This is a genomic window from Carboxydocella sp. JDF658, from assembly GCF_002049395.1.
Taxonomy (GTDB): Bacteria; Bacillota.
This window is the reverse complement of the sequence record NZ_BDLR01000204.1, coordinates 1-21456: the sequence shown is the minus strand read 5'-3', so window position 1 is coordinate 21456 and position 21456 is coordinate 1. Positions and strand designations below refer to the sequence as shown.

At 51.4% G+C, this 21456-nt stretch carries 23 protein-coding genes; all 23 read right to left on the bottom strand.

Going from position 1 to position 21456, the window contains the following annotated elements; genetic code table 11:
• Nucleotide 1: 1 nt before the first annotated feature.
• Nucleotides 2-853, bottom strand: coding sequence for a pur operon repressor (gene purR / locus JDF658_RS13785; RefSeq protein WP_242946690.1), 852 nt, complete (start codon nt 851-853; stop codon nt 2-4).
• Between the two features lie 104 nt (nt 854-957).
• Nucleotides 958-1677: an NTP transferase domain-containing protein gene (locus JDF658_RS13780; protein ID WP_078665726.1), complete on the bottom strand. Its 720-nt coding sequence runs from the start codon at nt 1675-1677 to the stop codon at nt 958-960.
• The gene (locus tag JDF658_RS13775) at nt 1677-2372 is read right to left on the bottom strand and encodes a GntR family transcriptional regulator (protein ID WP_078665727.1); all 696 of its coding nucleotides are present in this window, start codon (nt 2370-2372) and stop codon (nt 1677-1679) included. Before JDF658_RS13775 ends, JDF658_RS13780 begins: the two co-directional genes overlap by 1 nt.
• 30 nt (nt 2373-2402) lie before the next feature.
• Nucleotides 2403-3284, bottom strand: a complete 882-nt coding sequence (gene ispE / locus JDF658_RS13770; RefSeq protein WP_078665728.1) for a 4-(cytidine 5'-diphospho)-2-C-methyl-D-erythritol kinase — start codon at nt 3282-3284, stop codon at nt 2403-2405.
• 3 nt (nt 3285-3287) lie between these two features.
• Entirely contained in the window at nt 3288-5939 is a 2652-nt protein-coding gene (cphA, locus tag JDF658_RS13765; protein WP_079908043.1) for a cyanophycin synthetase, read from the bottom strand.
• 6 nt (nt 5940-5945) lie between these two features.
• Entirely contained in the window at nt 5946-6713 is a 768-nt protein-coding gene (locus JDF658_RS13760; protein ID WP_159446650.1) for a cyanophycinase, read from the bottom strand.
• 85 nt (nt 6714-6798) lie between these two features.
• A complete protein-coding gene (locus JDF658_RS13755) occupies nt 6799-7269 on the bottom strand; it encodes a chemotaxis protein CheX (RefSeq protein ID WP_079908040.1) in 471 nt (156 codons plus the stop codon).
• Nucleotides 7270-7282: 13 nt separating this feature from the next.
• Nucleotides 7283-8362, bottom strand: a complete 1080-nt coding sequence (locus JDF658_RS13750; RefSeq protein WP_079908038.1) for an HD-GYP domain-containing protein — start codon at nt 8360-8362, stop codon at nt 7283-7285.
• 12 nt (nt 8363-8374) lie between these two features.
• Entirely contained in the window at nt 8375-8731 is a 357-nt protein-coding gene (locus tag JDF658_RS13745; protein WP_078665733.1) for a response regulator, read from the bottom strand.
• A gap of 18 nt (nt 8732-8749) precedes the next feature.
• Nucleotides 8750-9238 carry a chemotaxis protein CheD gene (locus tag JDF658_RS13740; protein ID WP_079908036.1) on the bottom strand — a complete coding sequence of 163 codons (489 nt, stop codon included), beginning with the start codon at nt 9236-9238 and terminating at the stop codon, nt 8750-8752.
• Nucleotides 9239-9250: 12 nt separating this feature from the next.
• The gene (locus tag JDF658_RS13735; RefSeq protein WP_079908034.1) at nt 9251-9829 is read right to left on the bottom strand and encodes a chemotaxis protein CheC; all 579 of its coding nucleotides are present in this window, start codon (nt 9827-9829) and stop codon (nt 9251-9253) included.
• Between the two features lie 12 nt (nt 9830-9841).
• Nucleotides 9842-11869: a chemotaxis protein CheA gene (locus JDF658_RS13730; RefSeq protein ID WP_079908032.1), complete on the bottom strand. Its 2028-nt coding sequence runs from the start codon at nt 11867-11869 to the stop codon at nt 9842-9844.
• 15 nt (nt 11870-11884) lie between these two features.
• Nucleotides 11885-12340, bottom strand: coding sequence for a chemotaxis protein CheW (locus JDF658_RS13725; protein ID WP_079908031.1), 456 nt, complete (start codon nt 12338-12340; stop codon nt 11885-11887).
• Between the two features lie 142 nt (nt 12341-12482).
• Nucleotides 12483-12761 carry a ferredoxin family protein gene (locus tag JDF658_RS13720; RefSeq protein ID WP_200803484.1) on the bottom strand — a complete coding sequence of 93 codons (279 nt, stop codon included), beginning with the start codon at nt 12759-12761 and terminating at the stop codon, nt 12483-12485.
• A complete protein-coding gene (locus JDF658_RS13715) occupies nt 12758-14050 on the bottom strand; it encodes an FAD-dependent oxidoreductase (protein WP_079908029.1) in 1293 nt (430 codons plus the stop codon). Before JDF658_RS13715 ends, JDF658_RS13720 begins: the two co-directional genes overlap by 4 nt.
• Nucleotides 14051-14055: 5 nt before the next feature.
• Entirely contained in the window at nt 14056-15306 is a 1251-nt protein-coding gene (locus JDF658_RS13710; protein ID WP_078665740.1) for an electron transfer flavoprotein subunit alpha, read from the bottom strand.
• Between the two features lie 21 nt (nt 15307-15327).
• The gene (locus JDF658_RS13705; RefSeq protein WP_078665741.1) at nt 15328-16131 is read right to left on the bottom strand and encodes an electron transfer flavoprotein subunit beta/FixA family protein; all 804 of its coding nucleotides are present in this window, start codon (nt 16129-16131) and stop codon (nt 15328-15330) included.
• Between the two features lie 13 nt (nt 16132-16144).
• On the bottom strand, nt 16145-18565 hold the full coding sequence (locus JDF658_RS13700; RefSeq protein ID WP_078665742.1) for a heavy metal translocating P-type ATPase: 2421 nt from the start codon (nt 18563-18565) through the stop codon (nt 16145-16147).
• Nucleotides 18566-18672: 107 nt separating this feature from the next.
• A complete protein-coding gene (locus JDF658_RS13695; protein WP_078665743.1) occupies nt 18673-18846 on the bottom strand; it encodes a DUF362 domain-containing protein in 174 nt (57 codons plus the stop codon).
• 75 nt (nt 18847-18921) lie between these two features.
• On the bottom strand, nt 18922-19758 hold the full coding sequence (gene yabG / locus JDF658_RS13690) for a sporulation peptidase YabG (RefSeq protein ID WP_242946689.1): 837 nt from the start codon (nt 19756-19758) through the stop codon (nt 18922-18924).
• A gap of 34 nt (nt 19759-19792) precedes the next feature.
• Complete coding sequence (rsmA, locus tag JDF658_RS13685; RefSeq protein ID WP_078665745.1) at nt 19793-20668, bottom strand: 16S rRNA (adenine(1518)-N(6)/adenine(1519)-N(6))-dimethyltransferase RsmA; 876 nt, start codon at nt 20666-20668, stop codon at nt 19793-19795.
• Nucleotides 20628-21215: a ribonuclease M5 gene (rnmV, locus tag JDF658_RS13680; protein ID WP_200805693.1), complete on the bottom strand. Its 588-nt coding sequence runs from the start codon at nt 21213-21215 to the stop codon at nt 20628-20630. Before rnmV ends, rsmA begins: the two co-directional genes overlap by 41 nt.
• 61 nt (nt 21216-21276) lie before the next feature.
• Nucleotides 21277-21456 (bottom strand): 3D domain-containing protein (locus JDF658_RS13675; RefSeq protein ID WP_242946688.1); only part of this gene is annotated, 180 nt, incomplete at its 5' end.

Genomic DNA, 21456 nt, shown 5'->3' with positions numbered 1-21456 from the left:
TCTACAATTGCCACAGACCTTCCTCCTCTGCCAGCGGCTGGGTTACCCAGGCCGCTGGCCGGATTTCCACCTGTTTCTTTTCCTCATCAATATTTACCAGCTCCAGCAGGGAGAAATAGTCTCCTACCAGTTTCTGTTCCGGCTCCACAGTAGCGATCAGGACGCCGGTTCCTACTACTTCCGCTTCAAATTCCTGGAGCAGTTCTTTCATGCCCCGGGCCGTACCCCCGGCTTTCATGAAATCATCAATGATCAGGACCCTGGCCTGCCGGGGCAAACTGCGCCGGGCCAGGGCCATGGTCTGAATGCGTCGTGTGGAACCGGAAACATAGTTGATACTCACCGATGACCCTTCGGTAACTTTGCTGTCATCCCGGGCGATGACCAGAGGCACCCCCAGAGCCCTGGCGGTCATCATAGCCAGGGGTATGCCTTTGGTTTCCACGGTCAGGACATATTCCGGCGGCTGGTAGACATAACGGGAAGCGAAGATCTGGCCGATCCAGCCGGCGATTTCCGGATCATAGATAATATCATTCATATACAAAAATCCGCCCGGAATGATGCGTTCCGTCTCCTGTAACCTCTGACAGAGCTCTTTCGCCAGTTTGGCCCGTTTTTCCGCCCCGATTAAAGGCAAAAAACGAACCCCACCGGCTGCTCCCGCTACAGTTTCCACTATCCCCAGCTGTAACCGGGCTATAGTTTCCTTGATCAGCCCAATATCCTCACTGAGGCTGGATTTGGCTACTCCCAGTTCATCAGCAAAATAGGTCAGGGGAAAGAGATGATGGGGTCGATTGAGCAGTTCCTGTACGATAATAATTGTTCTGGCACTGCGTTTAATTTTCACGGGAATCACTCTCCCATTTCCCGAATATTTTATCCATTTGAGGCAAAAAAATTTCATTTTTCCATCATTATAATAAAAAAAACATCCTCTGTCCATGAGGATGTTCAGAAATATTGGCCTTTTTCCAGCCAGAGCCAGTCTTCCTCCTTATCCAGGTCCAGGGCAATTTCCGGATGGGGACAAATCACCGCCTGACCGGAAAACCCTGTCAGTTGCTGGAGCTTGCGGGCAATATCGGCAATGGTCAGGGTTTGCCGCCACCAGCGCCACAGAAAAGTGGGCCCCAGCAATCGTGCCAGGCGCCAGGGCTGCTTGCGGGCGGAAATAAAGCGTTCCAGCAAATCCATGCAGTTATCCATTACCCCGGCCCGAATCAAAAAAACATTGCCTCCGGTAAAAGTGCCTTCAGCCAGACGGACATATGTCCGTCTTACTCCGGGATAAAGGCGGTCATTGTCCTCCTGGCGAACAATAGGATAATAGGCATCATGTTCCCCCTGGCAATCGGTAAGAAATTCCTGCAAATGCCGGGGGGACAACAAAGGCATATCTCCTGAGAGGAGCAGGATATATTCCCGGTTACCCACTCCTCGCCGCCGCAGGGCTTCCCATCCAATTTGCAGGGATTGAGAAAGATTTTCGCCTCCCTGTACCCAGGCTATCCCCGGGGGCAGGGGCCAGGGCGACTGGGCCACCGGTCCCACAACCAGTGCCTCTTTGACCACCTGGGCTGACCAGAGGCATTCAATAATGCGCTTTAACATGGGCTCCTGGCCTAACGGACGTAAACATTTAGCATCACCGCCCAAAACCAGGGCACGCATTAGCCTTTCGCCCCTTCCTCCTCCATTTTGCGCATCATGTTCAACATGGTGTTTTCCGCATTTTCGATATGTTCGCGAGCCAGTTGCTGGGCCAGTTCTACATTCCGTTCTGAAATGGCTTCCACGATTTTGCGGTGTTCCTCCAGGGCCACCCGCATCCGACCGGGATGGGACAGAGAAGTCATGCGGAAACGCTGGATCTGTTCCCGCAGGTTGCTGACAATCTGCACCAGCCGTTCATTGCGGCTGGCCCGGTAGAGAATATCATGGAAATCGGTATCAGCGGAAATCAGGGAAGTCAGGTCATCCGCTTCTGTCGATTCCGCTACCTTAACCAGACTGCGCTCTAACGCTTCCAGTTCTTCTTCGGTTATGCGCTCTGCCGCCAGGCCGGCAGCCAGACTCTCCAGCGCGGCCCGCACTTCAAAGACATCAGCAATATCCTTCAGGGAAATGCCAGCTACATAGGCCCCTTTCCGGGGTACCATTACTACAAAGCCTTCCAGTTCCAGCTTGCGGATGGCCTCCCGTACCGGTGTCCGGCTCACTCCCATTTCCTCGGCTAACTGAATTTCCATCAGCCGTTCCCCGGGTTTCAGGGTACCATTGATAATGGCTTCCCGCAGGGATTCAAAAACGATTTCCCTTAAAGGTTTGTAACTATCCAGTTTGACCGGGATTAATCTTCTTTCCATGGAACTATCCCCCTCTCCTGCTCCATTTTACTACATTTGCTCCTCTCCCGGCAATGGCAGGGGCAAACCGGTTTTTGTCCTGATTACCTGTCCGGCCTCCTGCCAGCGTTGAGCCAGTTCCTGATCCTGAGCTTCATCATTGATTAAAGCAAACAGCGTTGGGCCGCTGCCTGACATCAACACTCCAGGACATCCTGCCCTGCAGGCCGCTTCCTTTAGCTCTTTTAAGTCGGGAGCAAGGGCCAGAGTGATCTGTTCCAGGTCATTGGCCAGATGCCGGGCCACCTCCTGCCAGTTTCCGGTCCTTACAGCTGCCAGCATCCGTTCCGTTTGCCCCTGCTGACTTCGGCCCATTCGGGCATAAAGCCCGTAAATCTCTGCTGTAGATACTCCATAAGGTGGTTTTAACAGCAGCAGGGAATGCTGCGGCAGTGCCGGTAAGGGCTGAATCTGTTCTCCTCTGCCGGTGGCCAGGGCCGTTCCACCATAGAGGCAAAAAGGCACATCCGACCCCAGGCGAGCCCCCAGTTCGGCCAGCTTCTCCCTGGACCAGTTCAGGTTCCAGAGCTGATTCAGGGCCCGCAAAACCCCTGCCGCATCGGTGGACCCTCCGGCCAGGCCGGCCGCCACCGGGATGCGCTTCTCCACCAGGATTTCCGCCCCCAGTTTGACCCCACTGACTTCCTGCAAGAGCCAGGCCGCCCGCCAGGCCAGGTTGGTTTCATTCCATGCTACCTCCGGGTGATTTCCCTCCAGAAAGATTTTGCCATCTGAACGCAAACGACAGGTAATGGTATCTGCCAGTTCCAGGGACTGCATCACCATGGCTACTTCATGGTAGCCGTCGGGACGCCGGCCCTTGATTTCCAGAGTTAAATTGATTTTGGCCGGTGCTAATAGCGTAATCTCCATGTCCTACCTTCCTCTAATTTGCAGTTTCCCTTTCATCATAACATATTTATGGTATTCTGCCAATCGCACCGGCCTGGCTCCTAGTTCCTGCAAAAGTTTGACGAGCGGAGCCAGTTTTTCATAGAAAACCACCACCGTCTCGCCGGGAACAGCAGTAAGCAGAGCCTGCTTTACAGCCTCCAGTTCAGGCAAAATCACCTGTATATCCTGCGGGGAAAGCACTGTCTGCAAACCCTGACAGAGCAAAGCTGCCACTTCCCCCGGCTGCCGCCCCCGTAAATTGCTGTCTTCCTTGACTATGGCTCTATGTAAATATTTGCCCGCCACCATCCCGGCCCGGATAATATCCTGATTACGCCGGTCCCCCGGCATGCCAATCACAGCAGTTATAGGGCCAAAGCCCCCGGCTTGCAAGGCACTCAACACCCGGTCAAAACCGGCGGCATTGTGACCATAGTCCACCAGGACCTGGATTTTGCCCAGCTGCCAGAGGTTAAAACGGCCGGGATTGGTTTCCGGGTCACAGCTGAATGTACGTAAACCCCGGGCGATCAATTCCGGTTTGAGACCATAGGCCAGGGCCGCTCCCGCTGCTGCCAGCATATTCTCCAGGTTATGTAAAGCCAGCCCTCCCCAGGCTGCCGGCAGTTCCTTCACCTTTACCAGGGGCAGACACTGGTCCCCCTGAACCCAGAGTACCCAACCCTGCCGTACCAGTAATCCCTGTCCACCTAAGGCCAGATGCCGGGCCAGCCAGGGATTTTCCGCCCTGGTTGTGTACAGGAACAGCTGGCCCTGAAAGCGAGGCCCCATACTGAGTAACTGGGGATCATCAGCATTGAGGATTATCCAGCCCTGCCGGGAAACCACTTCCCCTACCAGAGCCTTAACATCTGCCAGTTCCGCCAGGGAATTGATCCCATCCTGGCCCAGGTGATCCCCGCTGAGATTGGTGTATACCGCCACATCACAATAGCTAAAGCCCAATCCCTGTCGCAGAATGCCACCTCTGGCAGTTTCCAGGACCGCTGCCTCCACCAGAGGATGTTGCAGTATTTCTCTGGCACTGAGAGGTCCACTCATATCCCCGGCCCGAATCAATTGCTTATCAAAATATATGCCATCAGAAGTAGTATATCCCACCTTCTTGCCTGTCAGAGCCAGCAAATGGGCCAGACAGCGCACCACCGTGGTTTTGCCATTAGTACCCGTAACCGCAAAGAGGGGAAGCTTTTGCGAGGGCTGAAGATCTAACCGTGTTATAATCCAATCTGCTATCTCCTTACCTCTCTTTCCGTTCAGATGCATCCGCAATCCGGGAGCAGCATTGATTTCCAGTATACCCTGCTGTTGATCAGCAGGCATGGGGGAATGCAAATCTTCAGCCAGAAAATCCACCCCACAGACATTCAGTCCACTGAGGCGAGCTGCAAGTTCCAGCTGTTTTTTTAATTCAGGGCCAACTTCTTCCGTAACGTCAACAGCTTCTCCGCCACCGGATAGATTGGCCTGAAAGCGCAAGTTCACTTCAGCCCCGGCCGGCAATACCTGCTCCAGGGTATATCCCTGACTGGTCAGACAGCGCAGTACTTCCGCATCAATTTCCACCCGGGTCAATTCCCGGCCATGGCCCTGACCGCGGCGCGGGTCTCTATTCAGTTCCTCGATCAGTTCCCTGATGGTTCGCTGCCCATCCCCTTTGACCCGTGGAGGTAAACGCTCAGCCACCGCTACCAGTTGACCATCCACCAGCAGGGCCCTGAAGTTACGCCCCCTGCCTTCCTTCTCCAGCAACCAGCTGCCTTCTTTCTCTTTCTGCCACCAGCATTCCGCCAGTTCTGCCCCATTCTGAAGATGACAATATACCTTTTTGCCCTGATGCCCAAAATTGTCTTTCAAAACTACCGGATAACCCAGCTGTTCTGCCCGCACCCAGGCTTCTTCCAGGGTTCTGACCGGATAACCGGGCAGTACCGGCAGGCCCTGCCGCTGTAAAATTTCTTTGGTGAGAGCTTTATCCTGAACCAGATCGGCAGAAAGACAAGAGGTATTTTCCAGCAGACTACCTGCCAGCCGCCGGGCATAACGGCCATAACCGATTTGCCAGATGCCTCCACCCAGCTCCATTACTGGCTGTCCCTGACGACGGGCCGCCTGTAATAATGCCAGGGTCGATGGTCCCGGTCCGAAGCGGTCATAAACCGCTCCCAAATCCGCCAGCACTGTGGGCAGAGGCGGTACCGGCTTTCCAGTATACCAGAACCGCACCAGTTTTACCGCCCAGGCCAGAGCTGCCAACCCCACCTGAGGTACAAGGCATTCGACGATGATATCAACCAATCCTTCCACTCTCTCCTCGGTACGGCCAAAATAGACATCCTGTCCTAGCTGAACCTGCAGTTCCAGCGCGATATGTTCAATAATATGGCCGGGATATGTTCCTTCTCTCAGCCGTTCGGCAAAGCCGCCAGCATAGCCCCGGGAACAGTGGTGTTCCATAAGACCGGGCAGGTAAGCCAGGATGAGGGCTGCCAAACCAGGAATCCGATCGGAAGGGAGATTATGCTCCGGCGGAATCCGGATAGTGCCCTTCACCACCGGCCGAAAGCAATAAATATTTTTTTCCTCATAACATTGACTGCGGATAATTTTCATTTTCTCTCACCTTCTTTGGTTCAGGTCAAACTTATAACCGGCGGCCAGACTATGCAACCGTACATCAGTCACCGTCAGGGGCGTAAAACCATCCACTTCCGGGGCACTGGAAAAATCCATTTCGCGCCCATCCAGCACGGTGACTGTCCCTTCTCCTACCACTTCGCCAATATTTTCCCTGACGAATAGGGCGGTATTTTCATCCAGGCCCAGAGCCAGTATGCCGGGAAAAGTAGCCAGTACCGTGAGCAAGCGGTTAAACCGCCCGCGCTGGTTAAAATGCTGGTCAATGACAGTATTGGGTAACCAGCCAAATCCCGGGGCCAGGCTGATCAGTTCCTTGCGAGGACTGGCTTCGGCCCTGCCCCCGGCTATCATTACTGAACCCAGCACAGCGGCTCCGGCGCTGGTTCCAGCCAGGGTACAGCCCTGTCGCCAGAGTTCAGTCAGGTAATCCAGCAATTCCGTCCCTGCCAGCAAAGCCGTGAGACGACTCTGGTCCCCGCCGGTGAAAAAAATCCCCGCTGGTGCTAAATCCTGATAAATAAACTGGCGCACCTGGGCCCGGTTATTGAAATGCAAAATCCTGACCTGTCGCCCCAGTTTTTGCAGGGCTTCTTCATACTGGTGACCGGTTTTCCCCGCCTGTGTAGAAGCAGCTGTGATAACCACCATCTCCCCTGGAGGTGATCTTTTTACCAGCTGCTCCAATATCTCACCCGGTGGATCTTTTTGCTCAGCTCCGCCAATGGCTACCAGCCAACCGGCTTGCATAGGTTCCATCACCTCTAAATTCTGGCAACAAGAAAAGCTTGCCCCATTTAACTGCATTTTATGCAGTCTTAAGGGCAAGCTTTAGTTATTTTCCCGTTTCTTTTAAAGCTACAGCGATTCTTAAATTACCATACTGGGTTTCCAGAGGGATAACCAGTTTTTTGATATTTACCGTTGAGATAATTACCCCTCGGCCTACAATTACCGTCGGTGGGGCGATATGACAAATAAACCCATTGGCTTCCAGCTGGGCACTGGCCAGACCGGAGATAACATTACCCAGTTCCGCCACGGCACTTTCCACCATATCATCAAAAACCGGGACCGGTTGTCCTAGCATGCGGGAAACCAGGTTTTTGGCTGTCCTCTCCGCCAGTGAATACATAACCACCCCGGCCAGCTGGCCTGTAACTCCGATTAAAACCGTTACATCATCCTGGGTGGTAACGGATGATTCCTCGATGCTCAGCTGTCCTTTCTTGATTTCAGCCTGGACCTCCTGTTCCAGCACATCATAGGCAGCCTTGACAAAGGGATTGATAAATTCCACCCTCATTATTTTTTCCTCCTTATTCATCGAGCAATCCCACAATTACCCGGGTCTGGTACTGGGGATCAGATAGATTAATATCTACTGGCTGGGCCAGATTCTGTCCCTTTTCATCAGTAAAAAGGCGAATTCGCGGGCGAGTAGCCAGCCCTTTGCCCAGATCTATAATCACTCCCTTTTCTCCGGTAGATAGCAGCACCATTGAACCTACAGGATAGGGTACTGTACAGCGACTGAAAATATCGATCAGCTTATGGTCAAATTCAATGCCAGCTCCACCCATAATATACTCGATAGCTTCCTGGGGACTGATTCTTTCCCGGTATGGCCGCCAGGAAACCATGGCACTGTATGTTTCCGCAATTCCAACCAGCTGAGCCAGGGGATGGATTTTTTCCCCTTTTAGGCCCTGAGGATAGCCGGAGCCATCCAGGCGTTCATGGTGTTGCTGGATTATTACTTTTACATGCGCACGGAGATTGGGAAAATTGTTGTTTGCGATTTGCAGAGAGTACTCCACATGTTTTTGTATCTGTATCTTTTCCTCTGGCAGTAAAGCTCCTGGCTTAAACAGGATCTCCTTCGGAATCAGGGCCAGGCCCAGATTCATTAAAAGGGTCCCGGTCACCACATCCTTACTGTTCTGGACAAACCCGCCCAGTCGGGCCATATTAGTTGCCAGAATAGCAGTATTCAGTGCCTGTAAAGGCAAGTAATCCTCTCCGGCCTGGACTTTATAAAGGTTTATTTCCCTAGCCCTCCCATAGATTAATTCTTCATGGAGCTCATGAATTACTTCTTCTATTGCCTTGCTATTCAGGCTGACCGCAAGGCCTTTCTTGCCTATTTCCTGCATGGCTTCCTGCAAGACCTTGATTACCTTAATCCGGGTAATTTCCCGGATGGGCTCTTCTATTTGCAAATCAGCAACCCGGGGATCATCCAGATATACCTGTTGTACTCCCTGTTTTAACAACCGCTCAATATGCTCCCGGGTCAAAGGCAAATTGGCCGGCATAATTAGCCCGCCTGCAGTGCCATAAACCGGTTTGGCCAGTTTATCTCCCGGCTGCAAACGATTAGTACTGATAACTCGCATTTTGCCTCCCGCCTATCCAATAAACCGTTTAATGGTGGACAGGATTTTGTCCGGCTGATAGGGCTTAACGATAAAATCCTTCGCACCAGCCTTAATGGAATTCATCACCATGGTCTGTTGTCCCAGGGCACTTAACATCACAATAATCGCATTGGGGTCATGTTTTTTGATTTCCTGTACGGCAGCAATACCATCCATTACCGGCATGGTGATATCCATTAACACCAGGTCCGGTTTCTCTGCCAGATACTTATCCACTCCTTCCTTGCCATCCCCGGCTTCAATCACCTCATATCCGTTTTCAGTTAACAATTTAACTACCCGCATCCGCATAAATGCCGCATCATCTACAACCAGTATTTTCGCCATCGAAAAGGCTCTCCTTTCCTATATTTCCACTTCAGGTTTCCCTACCGCTTTTACAGTTACTTTTCCGCTATCTATATACAAGGAAAAAGTCCGACCATGGTTTCCCCCTGTATCCTCAGCGCTTATTCTTAGCCCTGCTCTGCGCACGGCTTCTTTTACAGCCTGTACATTTTTATTGCCAATATCCATACGGGCCGCCCCGGCCACTGCCAGTACCTGGGCCCCACCAGCTATTTTTATTTGTAACCGCTGGCGCTCTGCCCCCAGGCGTTCCAGCTCTGCCAGCAGGGCAGGCACACAGGTATCGGCATATTTATAGACACTGTCACCTGGCCGCATGATACTGCTGTCTGGCAATACCACATGGGCCATAGCTCCCAGTTTTTTCACCGGATCATAGGCAGCAATTCCTACACAGGACCCCAATCCATAACAAACTAAAGCGGTATTGGGTGTACGAGACCAGTGCATTTCCCCCAGGCCGACCCCAATTTTTGTCTCATTCATGTATAACCGCTCCTACAAGTGGGTCAACAGAATTTGCAAACTTTCCGGATTTGGCATGAAAAAGAAGTGTCCTTTCATTTCCTGTTCACCCACATGAAATTCTGTTTCTACGACCAGTGCCTGGTTGCCGGAAAGGCTTAAATCTGCCACTATATCACTAAAAATCGCCCCCAGCATTTCATAAACAACCGCTGGTGTGGACGGAACAATCTCCAGACCGGTCATATCAGCCAGGGCATTCATAAAGAAGGATCCGGTTACATTGCTCAGTTCCGCCAGAGCCGATCTTTCCATCTCCCCCAGCTCCCTGGTTGTACCCGGTGGCTGCATCAGGAGAAAATCCGCCAGGCGAAAACCCTGTCCCTCTTCAAAAAACAGCAAGAGGTGACCGCTGATGTTCCCCGTTACAGCCTGGTAAAGGCCCAGTCCCACTGTTTCCGGGCCCCCGGCCCAGCTCAACACCTCTTTTAAGTCCAGCAAATCCAGGCGGGGGCTGATTATCCTGACTTCCAGGCCCAGCATTTCAGAAAACACCTGGCCGGAATTTTGCAAAGCATCTTTGATCGCTTGTTCCAGTTTTTCCAACTGCACCCTTCAGGCCCCCTAACTGATTTGCATAACCTTTTTCATCAAACTGGGAACATCCATGATCAGGGCTACCCGCCCATCTCCCAGGATAGTAGCTCCGGCTATGCCCTGTACATCCCCAATATACCGGCCCAGGGACTTGATTACTACCTCCTGTTCACCAATCAGGTAGTCCACAACCAGTCCTACCTGTTTACCCCCTACGTTTACTACCACCACAAAGATTTTGGCTTTTTCTTCCCTACCGCTGCCGTGGTTGTAGAGTTCCCGCAGATAAAGCAAAGGCAGAACCTGTCCCCGTACCACAATGGCTTCATGTTTATTGACAATCCGGATTTGTTCTTTTTCTACCCGGATGGTTTCCAGCACTGAAGTCAATGGAATAGCATAAACCCGCTCATCTACCTTGACCATCAGTGCCCTGATGATAGCCAGTGTCAAAGGCAGCTTAATTTTAAAGGTAGTACCTGTGCCAACACGAGTATTTATTTCGATTAAGCCATTTACCTTTTCCAGGTTGGTGCGCACCACATCCATGCCCACACCCCGCCCGGAAATATCACTGACTTTGGTGGCTGTACTTAAACCAGAAGCAAAGATCAAGTTAATAGCTTCCTCATCACTGAGTCGCCGGGCCGCTTCTTCAGATATAATTCCTTTTCTGACTGCTGATTCCCTGATTTTACTGGCATCAATTCCGCGTCCATCATCCTGGACCAGGATCACGATATGATTTTCCTCATGGCGAGCAACCAGTTTCACTGTACCCTTACGGGGTTTACCCAGCCGTTCCCTTTCTTCCGGCGGTTCAATGGCATGGTCCACCGCATTACGCAACAGGTGGATCAGAGGATCACCGATTTCTTCAATAATGGACCGGTCCAGCTCTGTCTCCTGACCTTCCATAATAAAATCGATTTCCTTACCCGCTTTCTGGCTCAAGTCCCGCATCATGCGGGGAAACTTGTTAAACAGGCTTTCCACCGGAATCATACGGGCCTTCATGATCTCTTCCTGCAACATGGTGGTAACCCGGCCGATATGCACTGATGTCCGGTTCAAATCCTCTGTCAGGTCACTGACTTCATATTTGCTTTCAATTTCAGTTATTATTTGAGCCAGGCGAGTCCGATCTATAACCAGCTCCCCCACCAGGTTCATCAAGTTATCCAGTAGTTCTACATCAATTCTGACGGTACGGCTGGCTTTGCTGGCAACTGCCTTACCGGAGGTGGTTTCGGCTTTCTTTTCCGCTTTTTGTTCCGGTTCCTCCTGTTGTGCTGGTTCAAAGGGTTCCACTACCACCTCAACAATATCAGGCAATTCCTTCAAGGCCTTGCCTATTTCCTCAGCAGTAAAAGTACTATGGATAATAGCCCGCAACGTAGTTTTCGCCTGTTCCTGTTCAATCTCTTCTGCTGTCGGCTCGGATTTAATAATCTCCCCTTTTTCCCTGAGCGTCATCAGGGTAATCAGGGCCCTTACCGGTAACATCTCACTGCTTTCGGCAAAAAATACATTGATCTGCCAGAAGTGCCCTGCCTTCTGGCTGGCCCATTCAGCTACCAGTTTTTGTTCCTGCCAATCCAGCTGCAAAGCTGGTTGACTCGGTCCAGCTTCTTTTTTCACCGGTACAGGAACCGACGCTTCCCCGCTGGTAATTGCCGCCAGACGCTGCAAGATACTATCTAAATCAATGCCGCTTTCCTCCAGGGTTTCAATTTCGCTTTTCAGGACTTTTAAATTATCCAGTGCCTCAAACAGCACGTTCATTATTTCTGTAGTGACTGCCAGTTGCTGTTTGCGAAACTTATCAAAAACATTTTCCATGGCATGGGTCAAATGAGCCATTTTTTGATGACCCAGGGTAGCTGATGATCCTTTCAGGGTATGGGCTGAACGGAAAATTTCCTGCAGTAGTTCCTGGTTATCCCCCTCATTTTCCAGCCTTACCAGATCCTCTTCCAGGAGTTGCAAATGTTCCTCCGCTTCTTCCAGAAATAACTTCAACTCCTCCGGGGAGGCATCCAATTGCAGACCCATCATTTCACCTTCCCTTTACTGCATTTGTTCCAGGGCCTGTTTCTCCTGTTTGTTTAAAACTTTATCCAGATTGAGGAGAATAATCAGGCGATCCTCCAGTTTGGCTACCCCTTCCAGATAATCAGAATCCACATCAGTGATAGCCGGCGGCGGAGCTTCCACAATTTCGCTGCTGATCCGCAATACTTCCGAAACACCATCTACGATCATACCCAGAGTATTGCCCTCAATCTCCACTACCACAATCCGGGTAGAACGGGTGTGTTCGGTTACTGGCAAATCAAAGCGTTTACGCAAATCCAGTACCGGTATAACCCGCCCCCGCAAATTGATAATCCCCTCGATAAAACTGGCTGTATGGGGAACTTTGGTGATGGGTTGCATGGTGATAATTTCCCAGACTTTGGCAATATCAATGCCATAGGTTTCCTTGCCTAACTGAAAAACCACAAATTGCTTCTCTGTAGCCATCTTACATCGCTCCTTTTGGCCCAAACTCTGCTAACCATGAAAATTCGACATATTCTGTACTTATCCTGCCTGGAGGGTGAATTCAAAATATTAGCGACAAAAGCAGGCCACCCGGTCAGTTTTAAACCGGGTGGCCTGCTTTTTAGCCGAACTTATATTGTACCCCGAATCCGCCCCGGGGATTTTTCCAGGCGATATTGTCAAAGGGACAGCCATATTTGCAGGTCCCGCATTCCAGGCAGCCTTCAAAGGCGATTTGCATATGTTCCTCTTCCCAGGAATAGACTTTGGCCGGACAAAAGAGGGTACAAACTTTATCGGGACAATAAGTTTTACAGACATTTTCATCGATTATTTTCAAATGGCTTTCAGAAGCGGGGATAAAGCGGGTCAGGTAAAGTTTGTCATCAATTTTTTTCATCCCAGAACCCTCCATAATTTAAACATATCACCGGCTACCTGCCGCAGGGAGCGATGCTGGCGGATAATTTCCAGCATTTTTTTCTGCTTTTCCTTTTTGGGCACATTATCCACAGTAAAGAATTCATGCATTACCTGGTTCAACATAGCCGGATACTGGCTGAAATACTGGGGATTTTCCTCAAACAGCCCGGTAGCGTTCTGGTATTTCTGTAAATCCTGCAAGACAAAGGAATTCTGCAGGCGTTCCTGGTAACGGGCCAGCATCTGGTTGCTGAAATCCCCGGTACTGATGGCATCTATGGCTGTCTGGGCAGCAAACTTGCCGCTCATCATGGCCAGGTTGGAGCCTTCCCGGTGAATGCCATTGACCAGCATCGCCGAGTCCCCGGCTACCAGTACCCCAGGGGCATAAAGCCTGGGCATGGCTTTGTAACCACCTTCAGGAATTAAATGGGCCAGATACTCTTTGCTTTCTCCCCCTTCAATCAGCGGCCGCACCAGGGGATGTTGCTTCATATGTTCCAGCAACTCATTGGGATTGATTTTGCGCTGCACTACTTCTGAGAGCAAGGCACCTACGCCGATAGAGATGCTTTCCCGGTTGGTATAGATGAAACCGGTTCCCATCATGCCATAGGTAGGATCACCGATCAGTTCGATAACCGCTCCCTGACCTTTTTCCAGCCCAAAACGGTCTTCAATTTTTTCCGCCGGCAGGTAAATTATCTCCTTGACTGCCACTGCCAGATGCTCAGGAGGAATATCTCCTCTTAAACCAGCTTTCTGGGTCAGCAGGCTGTTAACCCCTTCACAGATAATCACCATTTCTGCCCTTAAATCCCCTTCCGGGCGATCAGTGCGCACTCCTACCACCCGGTCCCGCTCGTAAAGCAAATCCTCTACTACAGTTTCATTGATAATAAGGGCACCGGCTTTTTCCACCTGTTTGGCCAGCCAGCGGTCAAATTTGGCCCGCAAGACAGTGAAGTTATTGTAGGGCTCTTCCCCGAACTTCTCGCTGCGGTAGCCCATTTTTACCCCGGATTTATCAGTGAGGAACCAGTAATTTTGCTCTACAATAGGCCGCTCTAAGGGCGCTTCCTTATAGAAACCGGGAATTATCTCTTCCGTTGCCTGGCGGTAGAGAACACCCCCCATGACATTCTTGCTGCCGGGATATTCGCCCCGTTCAAAGACAATCGTCTTCAACCCGGCTTTGGCACAGGTATAGGCTGCAGCCAGTCCGGCCGGGCCAGCGCCAACAACAATCACATCAAATTTTTCCATGTTCTCTACCTCCTCCCTGCCAGCTGTTGCTTGAAGTTTTCAACCAGAGCCGGCAGGATTTGAGCTGCATCGCCCACAATCCCGTAATCGGCTATTTTGAAAATTGGAGCATTAGCGTCATTGTTGATAGCTACGATGGTGTCGGAAGTCTGCATCCCCACCAGATGCTGGATGGCACCGGAAATGCCTACCGCGAAATAGACCTTAGGTCGTACGGTATAACCGGTCTGCCCAACCTGTTGTGCCGGCGAGGCCCAGCCCGCTTCTACAGCTGCCCGGCTGGCTCCAACCGTGCCACCTAATACCCGGGCCAACTCTTCCAGCAAAGGCCAGTTTTTCGCCCCTACGCCCCGGCCACCGGCCACGATGATTTCCGCCTTATCCAGGTAAACTCCAGCCGCTCCAGCGGTAATGTATTCCAGTACCTTGGTCTGAATCTCCTCTTCTTTTAGGCCCAGTTCTTCCCGGATCACCTGGCCGCTGCGCCCTTCCTGGCGGGGCGGCATGGCCATCACCCGGGGACGAACGGTTGCCATCTGGGGCCGGCGGGTACGGCAGAGAATGGTAGCCATGATGTTGCCACCGAAAGCAGGACGGGTCTGTTCCAGCAAACGGGTTTCAGGATTAATATCCAGTACCGTGCAGTCTGCTGTTAATCCGGTCCGCAACTCTGTGGCCACTGTCCCGGACAGGTCCCGGCCCAGGGTAGTAGCTCCCATCAAAACGATTTCCGGCCGGTATTGCCTGATCAATTTCACCAACCCGTGCAAATAGGGCTCAGTCCGGTAGCGGGCCAGAACGGGGTCATCGATAATATAGACTTTATCGGCACCATATGCAAAGGCCTCCGGAACCAGGTGTTCAACCTGAGCGCCCAGAATTACCCCGGCCAATTCCACTCCCAGTTTATCGGCCAGTTTCCGCCCTTCCCCCATCAGCTCCCAGGAAACGGGAGCCGCTTCGCCTTCCATTTGTTCGACAAAAACCCAAACCCCCTGATAGTCACCCTCAGCAGCAGGGGCAGCTTTCTTTACTGCCGGCTCAGCCGGAGTAGCGGGCTGTTTTTTCTGGGCTGCTAAAGGTTTGTCCAGAGTGATAGCATTGGTGGGACAAACCTTGACACAGGCTCCACAATCCACACACTGTTTGGGATCTACTACTGATACCCCGTCCACCAGGGAGAGGGCCTGAACAGGACAGGTATCCACACAAATTCCGCACCCGATACAGGCTTTGGCATTAATCTCTACGGCCATGGTTCCCCTTCCTTTCCCGCCTTATTTATTTGCTACAATCTTCTCCTTCACCAGGAGTTCCACCAGTTTGGGCACAGCCTCGATTCCGCCCAGGATTTCACCACCGGGCCGCTGGGGTGGGGCAAAGATGCGGCTAACGGTGGTTGGACTGCCTTTTAAACCGATTTCATTATCATCCAGGTCAAAATCTTTTTTGCCCCAGACAGTTATGGGCATCTGAGCAGCTCTAATCATATTGGGCAAGGAGGCGTAACGGATTTCATTAATGCTTTTCTCCACAGTGATCAAGGCTGGTAATTTTGCCTTGACCACCGCTTTTACCGCTTCCAGCTTCCGCTGTACGGTAACAGTCCCTTCCTCTGGATTTACTTCAACTACTTTATCCACAAAAGTCAACTGGGGCCAGCCCAGCCGGGCCGCTATTCCCGGGCCCACCTGAGCCGTATCCCCGTCTATGGCCTGTTTACCGCAGAAAATCAGGTCTACCGGCTCTCTTTCCATCAGTTTGCGAATAGCCTGGGTGAGGATATAACTGGTGGCCAGGGTATCAGAACCGGCAAAGGCGCGGTCACTGAGCAAGATAGCCTGGTCTGCTCCATAGGAAAGACCCTTGCGTACCGCTTCCTCTGCCTGAGGAGGTCCCATGGTGATAATGGTGACTTTTCCCCCCAGCTCATCCTTGATTCGCAGTGCCTCTTCTAAGGCATGGGCATCATAGGGATTGATGATGGATGGTACCCCTTCCCGCACCAGGGTATTGGTTTTGGGATCGATTTTTACTTCCGTAGCATCGGGTACCTGTTTCAAACAAACAACTATGTGCATTCTTGCTACCTCCTCACCACTTTACTTTAAAACGCTTAAGCCGCAGAGCATTGGTGACAACCGAAACGGAGCTGAAAGCCATGGCTGCTCCGGCAATAATCGGATTGAGCATACCGGCAGCTGCAACCGGAATACCGATAATGTTATAAATCAGGGCCCAGAACAGATTCTGTTTAATATTGCTCATTGTAGCCCGGCTCAATTCCACTGCTGTCACAATCCCCAGCAGATCCCCCCGCATCAGGGTTATGGCTGCCGCTTCCATGGCCACATCCGTACCCGTACCCATGGCAATCCCGACATCGGCTGCGGCCAGGGCCGGGGCATCATTGATGCCATCTCCCGCCATAGCCACCACTTTACCCTGTTGCTGCAAGGCTTTTACTTTTTCCGCTTTATCCTGAGGCAATACCTCGGCCATCACATTAGTAATCCCTACTTGCCGGGCTATTGCCTCTGCTGTGCGGCGGTTATCTCCGGTAATCATCCAGACTTCAATATTCATTTCCTGTAAATGTTTGATGGCCTGAGCGGAGTTTTCCTTGACAGTATCCGCAACAGCCAGTAACCCTGCCAGTTCACCAGCAATAGCTACCAGCATGACAGTTTTGCCCTGGCCTTCCAGCTCATCTTTCATGGGTAGGGCTTCTGCCATATCAATCCCAGTTTCTTCTAGTAACCGCACCGTACCTATCAGTACCGGCTGTTGTCCAACCTTAGCCTTAATACCTTTACCGGCCAGAGCTTGAAACTCCTCCACGCTGACCAGGGGCAATTGCTGTTCTTCTGCCCAGGCAGTAATAGCCTGGGCCAGAGGGTGTTCTGACATTCGCTCACAGGAGGCCGCAATGGACAGCCATTCCCTTTCCCGTTCCTGCCATGAACCAAAACTGCGGTAATCGGTAAGAGTGGGTTTCCCTTTTGTGATTGTACCCGTTTTATCCAGAATTATGGCATTGATTTTATGGGTTTTCTCCAGATATTCACCGCCGCGGAACAAAACCCCCAGTTCCGCTCCCCGCCCGGTACCGACCATAATCGAAGTAGGCGTAGCCAGCCCCAGAGCACAGGGACAGGCAATCACCAGAACAGCGGTAAAGTTTAGCAAAGAAGTGGTAAAGTCACCGGTGCGCCAGTACCAGTAAATAAAGGTCAAGACAGCGATTGCGACTACCACAGGTACAAAATAACCGGAAACCACATCGGCCAGCCTTTGAATCGGCGCTTTGGAACCCTGAGCTTCCTCCACCACCCGGATAATCTGGGCCAGGGCCGTATCCTTTCCCACCCGGGTCGCCTCGATTACCAGCACTCCCTGGCCATTAACAGTGGCCCCGGTAACTGGGTCCCCCGGTCCTTTGTCTACCGGCAGGCTTTCCCCCGTCAACATGGATTCATCCACTGCCGATGTACCTTCCACTACCTTGCCGTCCACAGGTATTTTTTCTCCGGGCCTTACTACAACCAGATCGCCGACCTGTACCTCTTCTACCGGAATCTCCATTTCCGTCCCGTCCCGGCGGATCCTGGCCTGTTTGGCCCCCAGGCTCATCAGTTTGCGAATCGCTTCCGATGTCCGTCCTTTAGCTATGGCCTCCAGCATTTTGCCCAGCAGAATCAGGGTAATAAGCACCGCACTGATCTCATAATAGACCTGGCCGCCGGGCAGAAAGAAGGTAAAGGCAACACTGTAAAAGTAAGCGGCACTGGTACCCAGAGCCACCAGCACATCCATATTGGCACTGCCATTTTTTAATGCTTTATAGGCTCCCCGGTAAAACTGCCAGCCAGTACCAAATTGAACAGGGGTAGCCAGAATAAACTGAAAATAGGTATTGGTCAATAAATCAGGCAGATGCCAGCCCAGTCCGTGGGATAACATGGCCAAGAACAAGGGGAAACTTAAAAGGGCAGAAATGATTACTTTCAACTTTTGCTCCCGTATTTCCCGTTCCCGTTCGGCTTTCTCCCGGTCCACCACAGCCTTTCCTGTTTCAGTCAGAGTTTCCGCCCCATAGCCTAAATCGGTAACTTTAGCCTTAATCTGCTGAAAATCCAGTTGAGCCGGCAGATAAGTAACTGTAGCCCGTTCAGTAGCCAGATTTACCTGGGCCATCACTACTCCCGGTAACCGGTTTAAACCCTTTTCCACCCGGGCGGAGCAGGCAGCACAGGTCATACCTTTAACCCGGAATTCTACTTTTTCCGTAACTGGACGATAACCCAGATCTTCGATCTTGGCCAGGATCTGCGCAACCTGAATCTGAGCCGGGTCAAATTCCACTGTTGCCTGCTCAGCCGCCAGGTTGACTGCTGCTGTGTGTACTCCAGGCAGTTTCCCTAATCCCTTTTCTATTCTGGAGGCGCATGCTGCACAGGTCATCCCCCGAATTCCCAGCTGTATCCTCTGCAGATTTTTTTCGACACCATTCATTTCCATTCCTCCTTCCTCAATCTCACCATACTATATATTGTAGTTTCAAGTCAAGTTATTAACAAAAATTCAAAACCCTCCCTTAGCATGGGAGGGTTTCAACAAAATTATTCTGCCAGCTGGGGTGCACCAACTGGACAAACATCGGCACAGCCGCCACATTCAATGCACTTTTCCTCATCAATGACGTACTTGTCATCACCTTCACTGATAGCATCGACGGGGCATTCGGGAGCGCAAGCGCCACAGCTGATGCATTCATCACTAATCCGATAGGACATTCTTTTCACCCCCTTCAGTGGTATCGCTGATATTTTACCACGGAAGGCAGGCTTTTTCATCATTTTCCTGAGCTTTTATTGAAAAAAATTTTTTGTTTTGGGTTTACCTTTTCTTAATTTACCTCTTGTTTCTAGCCCACCAATTCCTGCTACCCCGGAAATAGTCGCTTTAATTACCTCTTCCACCGGCACCGTCATCTGGAAGGGGGAGTAGGCCACGCGCTCTACTACCAGTACAGGGTCAAAGGCATGGATTAATATGCGCTGGGGTGCGCTGGCATAATTGGCCCCCGCTTGCAGTAAAGCCTCATAATAGGACTGGCAAGCGCCGGCAAAAATCACCAGAGCATCTTTATCCTGTTGCCAGGAACGGGCCGCCTTGACAGCTTCGATAAAATAACGGGAATTACGGTAGGAGTCCAGGTTTTTCCAGTCACTGTTTTTTTTCAGCAAACCATCATGGCCGGTCAGAACCAGAATATCCGGTTGATATTTGGCCAGTAACTCCGTCACCCGTTGCGGCTGCTCCATTTCCGGCACCATAAAGCCCCAGCAGTTTATTTTCAGCTGCTGATAGGAATTGAGACAGAGGTTAAGATACTCCTGGTCCCCATCCAGGTGCAATACCCGGCCTGGCAATTCAAAAAAATCCTGTTCCTCCTGGCCACTGGCCGCCTGCCGCACCAGAATCTGCCGCAAATGCTCATGATGGTGTTTGATAAATTCCAGCCGCCGCCGACGCACTTCTTCATCACTCAATAAAACCAGATCATCCAAAGGAGCATCAGCTTCCAGCCTGACATCTATCCCGCGCAATAAAGCGTGATTACCTCGTATTCTGACGATGCGAAAAAATACATCGGCCTGATATGAACGGCGCGCTACAATATCCCCTATCTTAAAGGCTGTCACACCCATCCCTCCGGTGCCTATCGCTTTCTTTATCCTATGCACCGGTCAGGGCTGGGTTGACACTTAATTCCCTACTTATACGGGCAAATTCCTCCAGGCTCAGGGTTTCACCCCGGCGGCCGGGTTCAATCTGACAGCTCTCCAGCAGCTGTAACCATTCCTCCCGGGTTAAATTAAAGCCTGCTTTGCTCAAGGTATTAAGCAGAGTTTTGCGCCGCTGAGCAAAAGCAGCTTTCACCACCCGGAAAAAGATTTTTTCATCCCCTGGATCAACCGGGGGCTGGTTGTGTTTTTTCAGGTGGATCACCGCCGATTCCACTTCCGGGGTCGGTATAAAGGAAGTGGCCGGTACCTGTACGAAAATTCTGGCCTGGCAGTAATACTGGACCGCTACAGTTATGGCCCCGTATTCCTTGCCACCGGGCTGGGCACAGATTCTTTCTGCTACTTCCTTCTGTACCATCAGAGCCATTTCACTGATCCGGTACCGGTTTTCCAGTAAATGCATCAGAATCGGGGTAGTTATGTAGTAGGGCAAATTGGCAGCCAGTTTATACCGGGTTGCTCCTGTCTGTTCCTGAACCAATTGATCCAGGTTCACTTTCAGAACGTCCTGGTTGACCAGTTTCAGGTTGGAGTAGTCGCGAAACAGATCCTGCAATACCGGGATCAATTCCCGATCCAGTTCAATCGCCACTACCTGCCCTGCTTTTTGCAGCAGCTCTTCAGTCAAAGAGCCGATTCCCGGGCCAATTTCTACCACCACATCATCGGGTTGTAAATCGATAGCTCGTACAATTGCCGAGGTTACCCTTTCACTGATAAGAAAGTTCTGACCCAGTTTCTTTTTGGCCCGCAACTGATATTGATTAAGAATGGCCCTGGTCCGGGCCGGAGTGGCAATTTTCATGGTTCTCCTCCTCGTCAATCTGCTGTACAGCAGCTTCTATATCCTCTCTGCTGATTCCATAAGCATTTAGCCTTTGTAAAAACTGTTTGGCATTGGCATAGCCGATACCCAGGCGATCCCCCACCTGTTCCCGGCGCCAGGCAGCATCAGCTGTTCCGGCCAGGCCCCAGAGATTTAAATCCTCAGCAGTGAATGTCTCCTGCCGTTCCTTTACCAGCGTCTTGACCTGAGCCAATGCCGCCTGAATGGCTTCAGGACTGGCATTTTCCACTCCGATATTGCCCTCTCTGGTGCCTGCCGCCCGGGGTAAATAGGCATGTTTGGCTCCTGGCACCAGTTCAGCCAGCCGCCTGCGAATAGCCGCTCCGGCGGCATCGGGATCGGTAAGAATGATAACCCCCTGCCTGGCCTGAGCTGTGCGAATCCGTTCTATCACCTTTTTGCTGATCCGGCAACCACCTGTAGCGATTACCTCCGCATCTACTGCCGCTTTGACAGCCGCAATATCATCCCGGCCTTCAACTACTATGATTTCCTTGATTTTCATCATCAAACCTCCCGTAAAAGAGGAAAAGGAAAGGGAATACTCCCTCTCCTTACAGTTTTGCTTAACGTTCCAGAACATATACAGTTACATTGCGCATACCCCAGTTGATGGCCTCTCCGTAACTGTCGAAAAACAGGTCAATGTGGTTGCCTTTAATACCACTGCCCATATCGGCTGCAATCCCTTCCCCGTACCCTTCAATCCAGAGGCGGGTGCCAAAAGGTATCACCCTGGGATCCAC

Excerpts from the sequence above, each read along its gene's own strand:
- JDF658_RS13780 (WP_078665726.1), bottom strand. The coding sequence starts at position 1,677 with ATGCGTGCCCTGGTTTTGGGCGGTGATGCTAAATGTTTACGTCCGTTA.
- JDF658_RS13775 (WP_078665727.1), bottom strand. The coding sequence starts at position 2,372 with ATGGAAAGAAGATTAATCCCGGTCAAACTGGATAGTTACAAACCTTTA.
- ispE (WP_078665728.1), bottom strand. The coding sequence starts at position 3,284 with ATGGAGATTACGCTATTAGCACCGGCCAAAATCAATTTAACTCTGGAA.
- cphA (WP_079908043.1), bottom strand. The coding sequence starts at position 5,939 with ATGAAAATTATCCGCAGTCAATGTTATGAGGAAAAAAATATTTATTGC.
- JDF658_RS13760 (WP_159446650.1), bottom strand. The coding sequence starts at position 6,713 with ATGCAAGCCGGTTGGCTGGTAGCCATTGGCGGAGCTGAGCAAAAAGAT.
- JDF658_RS13755 (WP_079908040.1), bottom strand. The coding sequence starts at position 7,269 with ATGAGGGTGGAATTTATCAATCCCTTTGTCAAGGCTGCCTATGATGTG.
- JDF658_RS13750 (WP_079908038.1), bottom strand. The coding sequence starts at position 8,362 with ATGCGAGTTATCAGTACTAATCGTTTGCAGCCGGGAGATAAACTGGCC.
- JDF658_RS13745 (WP_078665733.1), bottom strand. The coding sequence starts at position 8,731 with ATGGCGAAAATACTGGTTGTAGATGATGCGGCATTTATGCGGATGCGG.
- JDF658_RS13740 (WP_079908036.1), bottom strand. The coding sequence starts at position 9,238 with ATGAATGAGACAAAAATTGGGGTCGGCCTGGGGGAAATGCACTGGTCT.
- JDF658_RS13730 (WP_079908032.1), bottom strand. The coding sequence starts at position 11,869 with ATGGGTCTGCAATTGGATGCCTCCCCGGAGGAGTTGAAGTTATTTCTG.
- JDF658_RS13725 (WP_079908031.1), bottom strand. The coding sequence starts at position 12,340 with ATGGCTACAGAGAAGCAATTTGTGGTTTTTCAGTTAGGCAAGGAAACC.
- JDF658_RS13720 (WP_200803484.1), bottom strand. The coding sequence starts at position 12,761 with ATGAAAAAAATTGATGACAAACTTTACCTGACCCGCTTTATCCCCGCT.
- JDF658_RS13715 (WP_079908029.1), bottom strand. The coding sequence starts at position 14,050 with ATGGAAAAATTTGATGTGATTGTTGTTGGCGCTGGCCCGGCCGGACTG.
- JDF658_RS13710 (WP_078665740.1), bottom strand. The coding sequence starts at position 15,306 with ATGGCCGTAGAGATTAATGCCAAAGCCTGTATCGGGTGCGGAATTTGT.
- JDF658_RS13705 (WP_078665741.1), bottom strand. The coding sequence starts at position 16,131 with ATGCACATAGTTGTTTGTTTGAAACAGGTACCCGATGCTACGGAAGTA.
- JDF658_RS13700 (WP_078665742.1), bottom strand. The coding sequence starts at position 18,565 with ATGAATGGTGTCGAAAAAAATCTGCAGAGGATACAGCTGGGAATTCGG.
- JDF658_RS13695 (WP_078665743.1), bottom strand. The coding sequence starts at position 18,846 with ATGTCCTATCGGATTAGTGATGAATGCATCAGCTGTGGCGCTTGCGCT.
- rsmA (WP_078665745.1), bottom strand. The coding sequence starts at position 20,668 with ATGAAAATTGCCACTCCGGCCCGGACCAGGGCCATTCTTAATCAATAT.
- rnmV (WP_200805693.1), bottom strand. The coding sequence starts at position 21,215 with ATGAAAATCAAGGAAATCATAGTAGTTGAAGGCCGGGATGATATTGCG.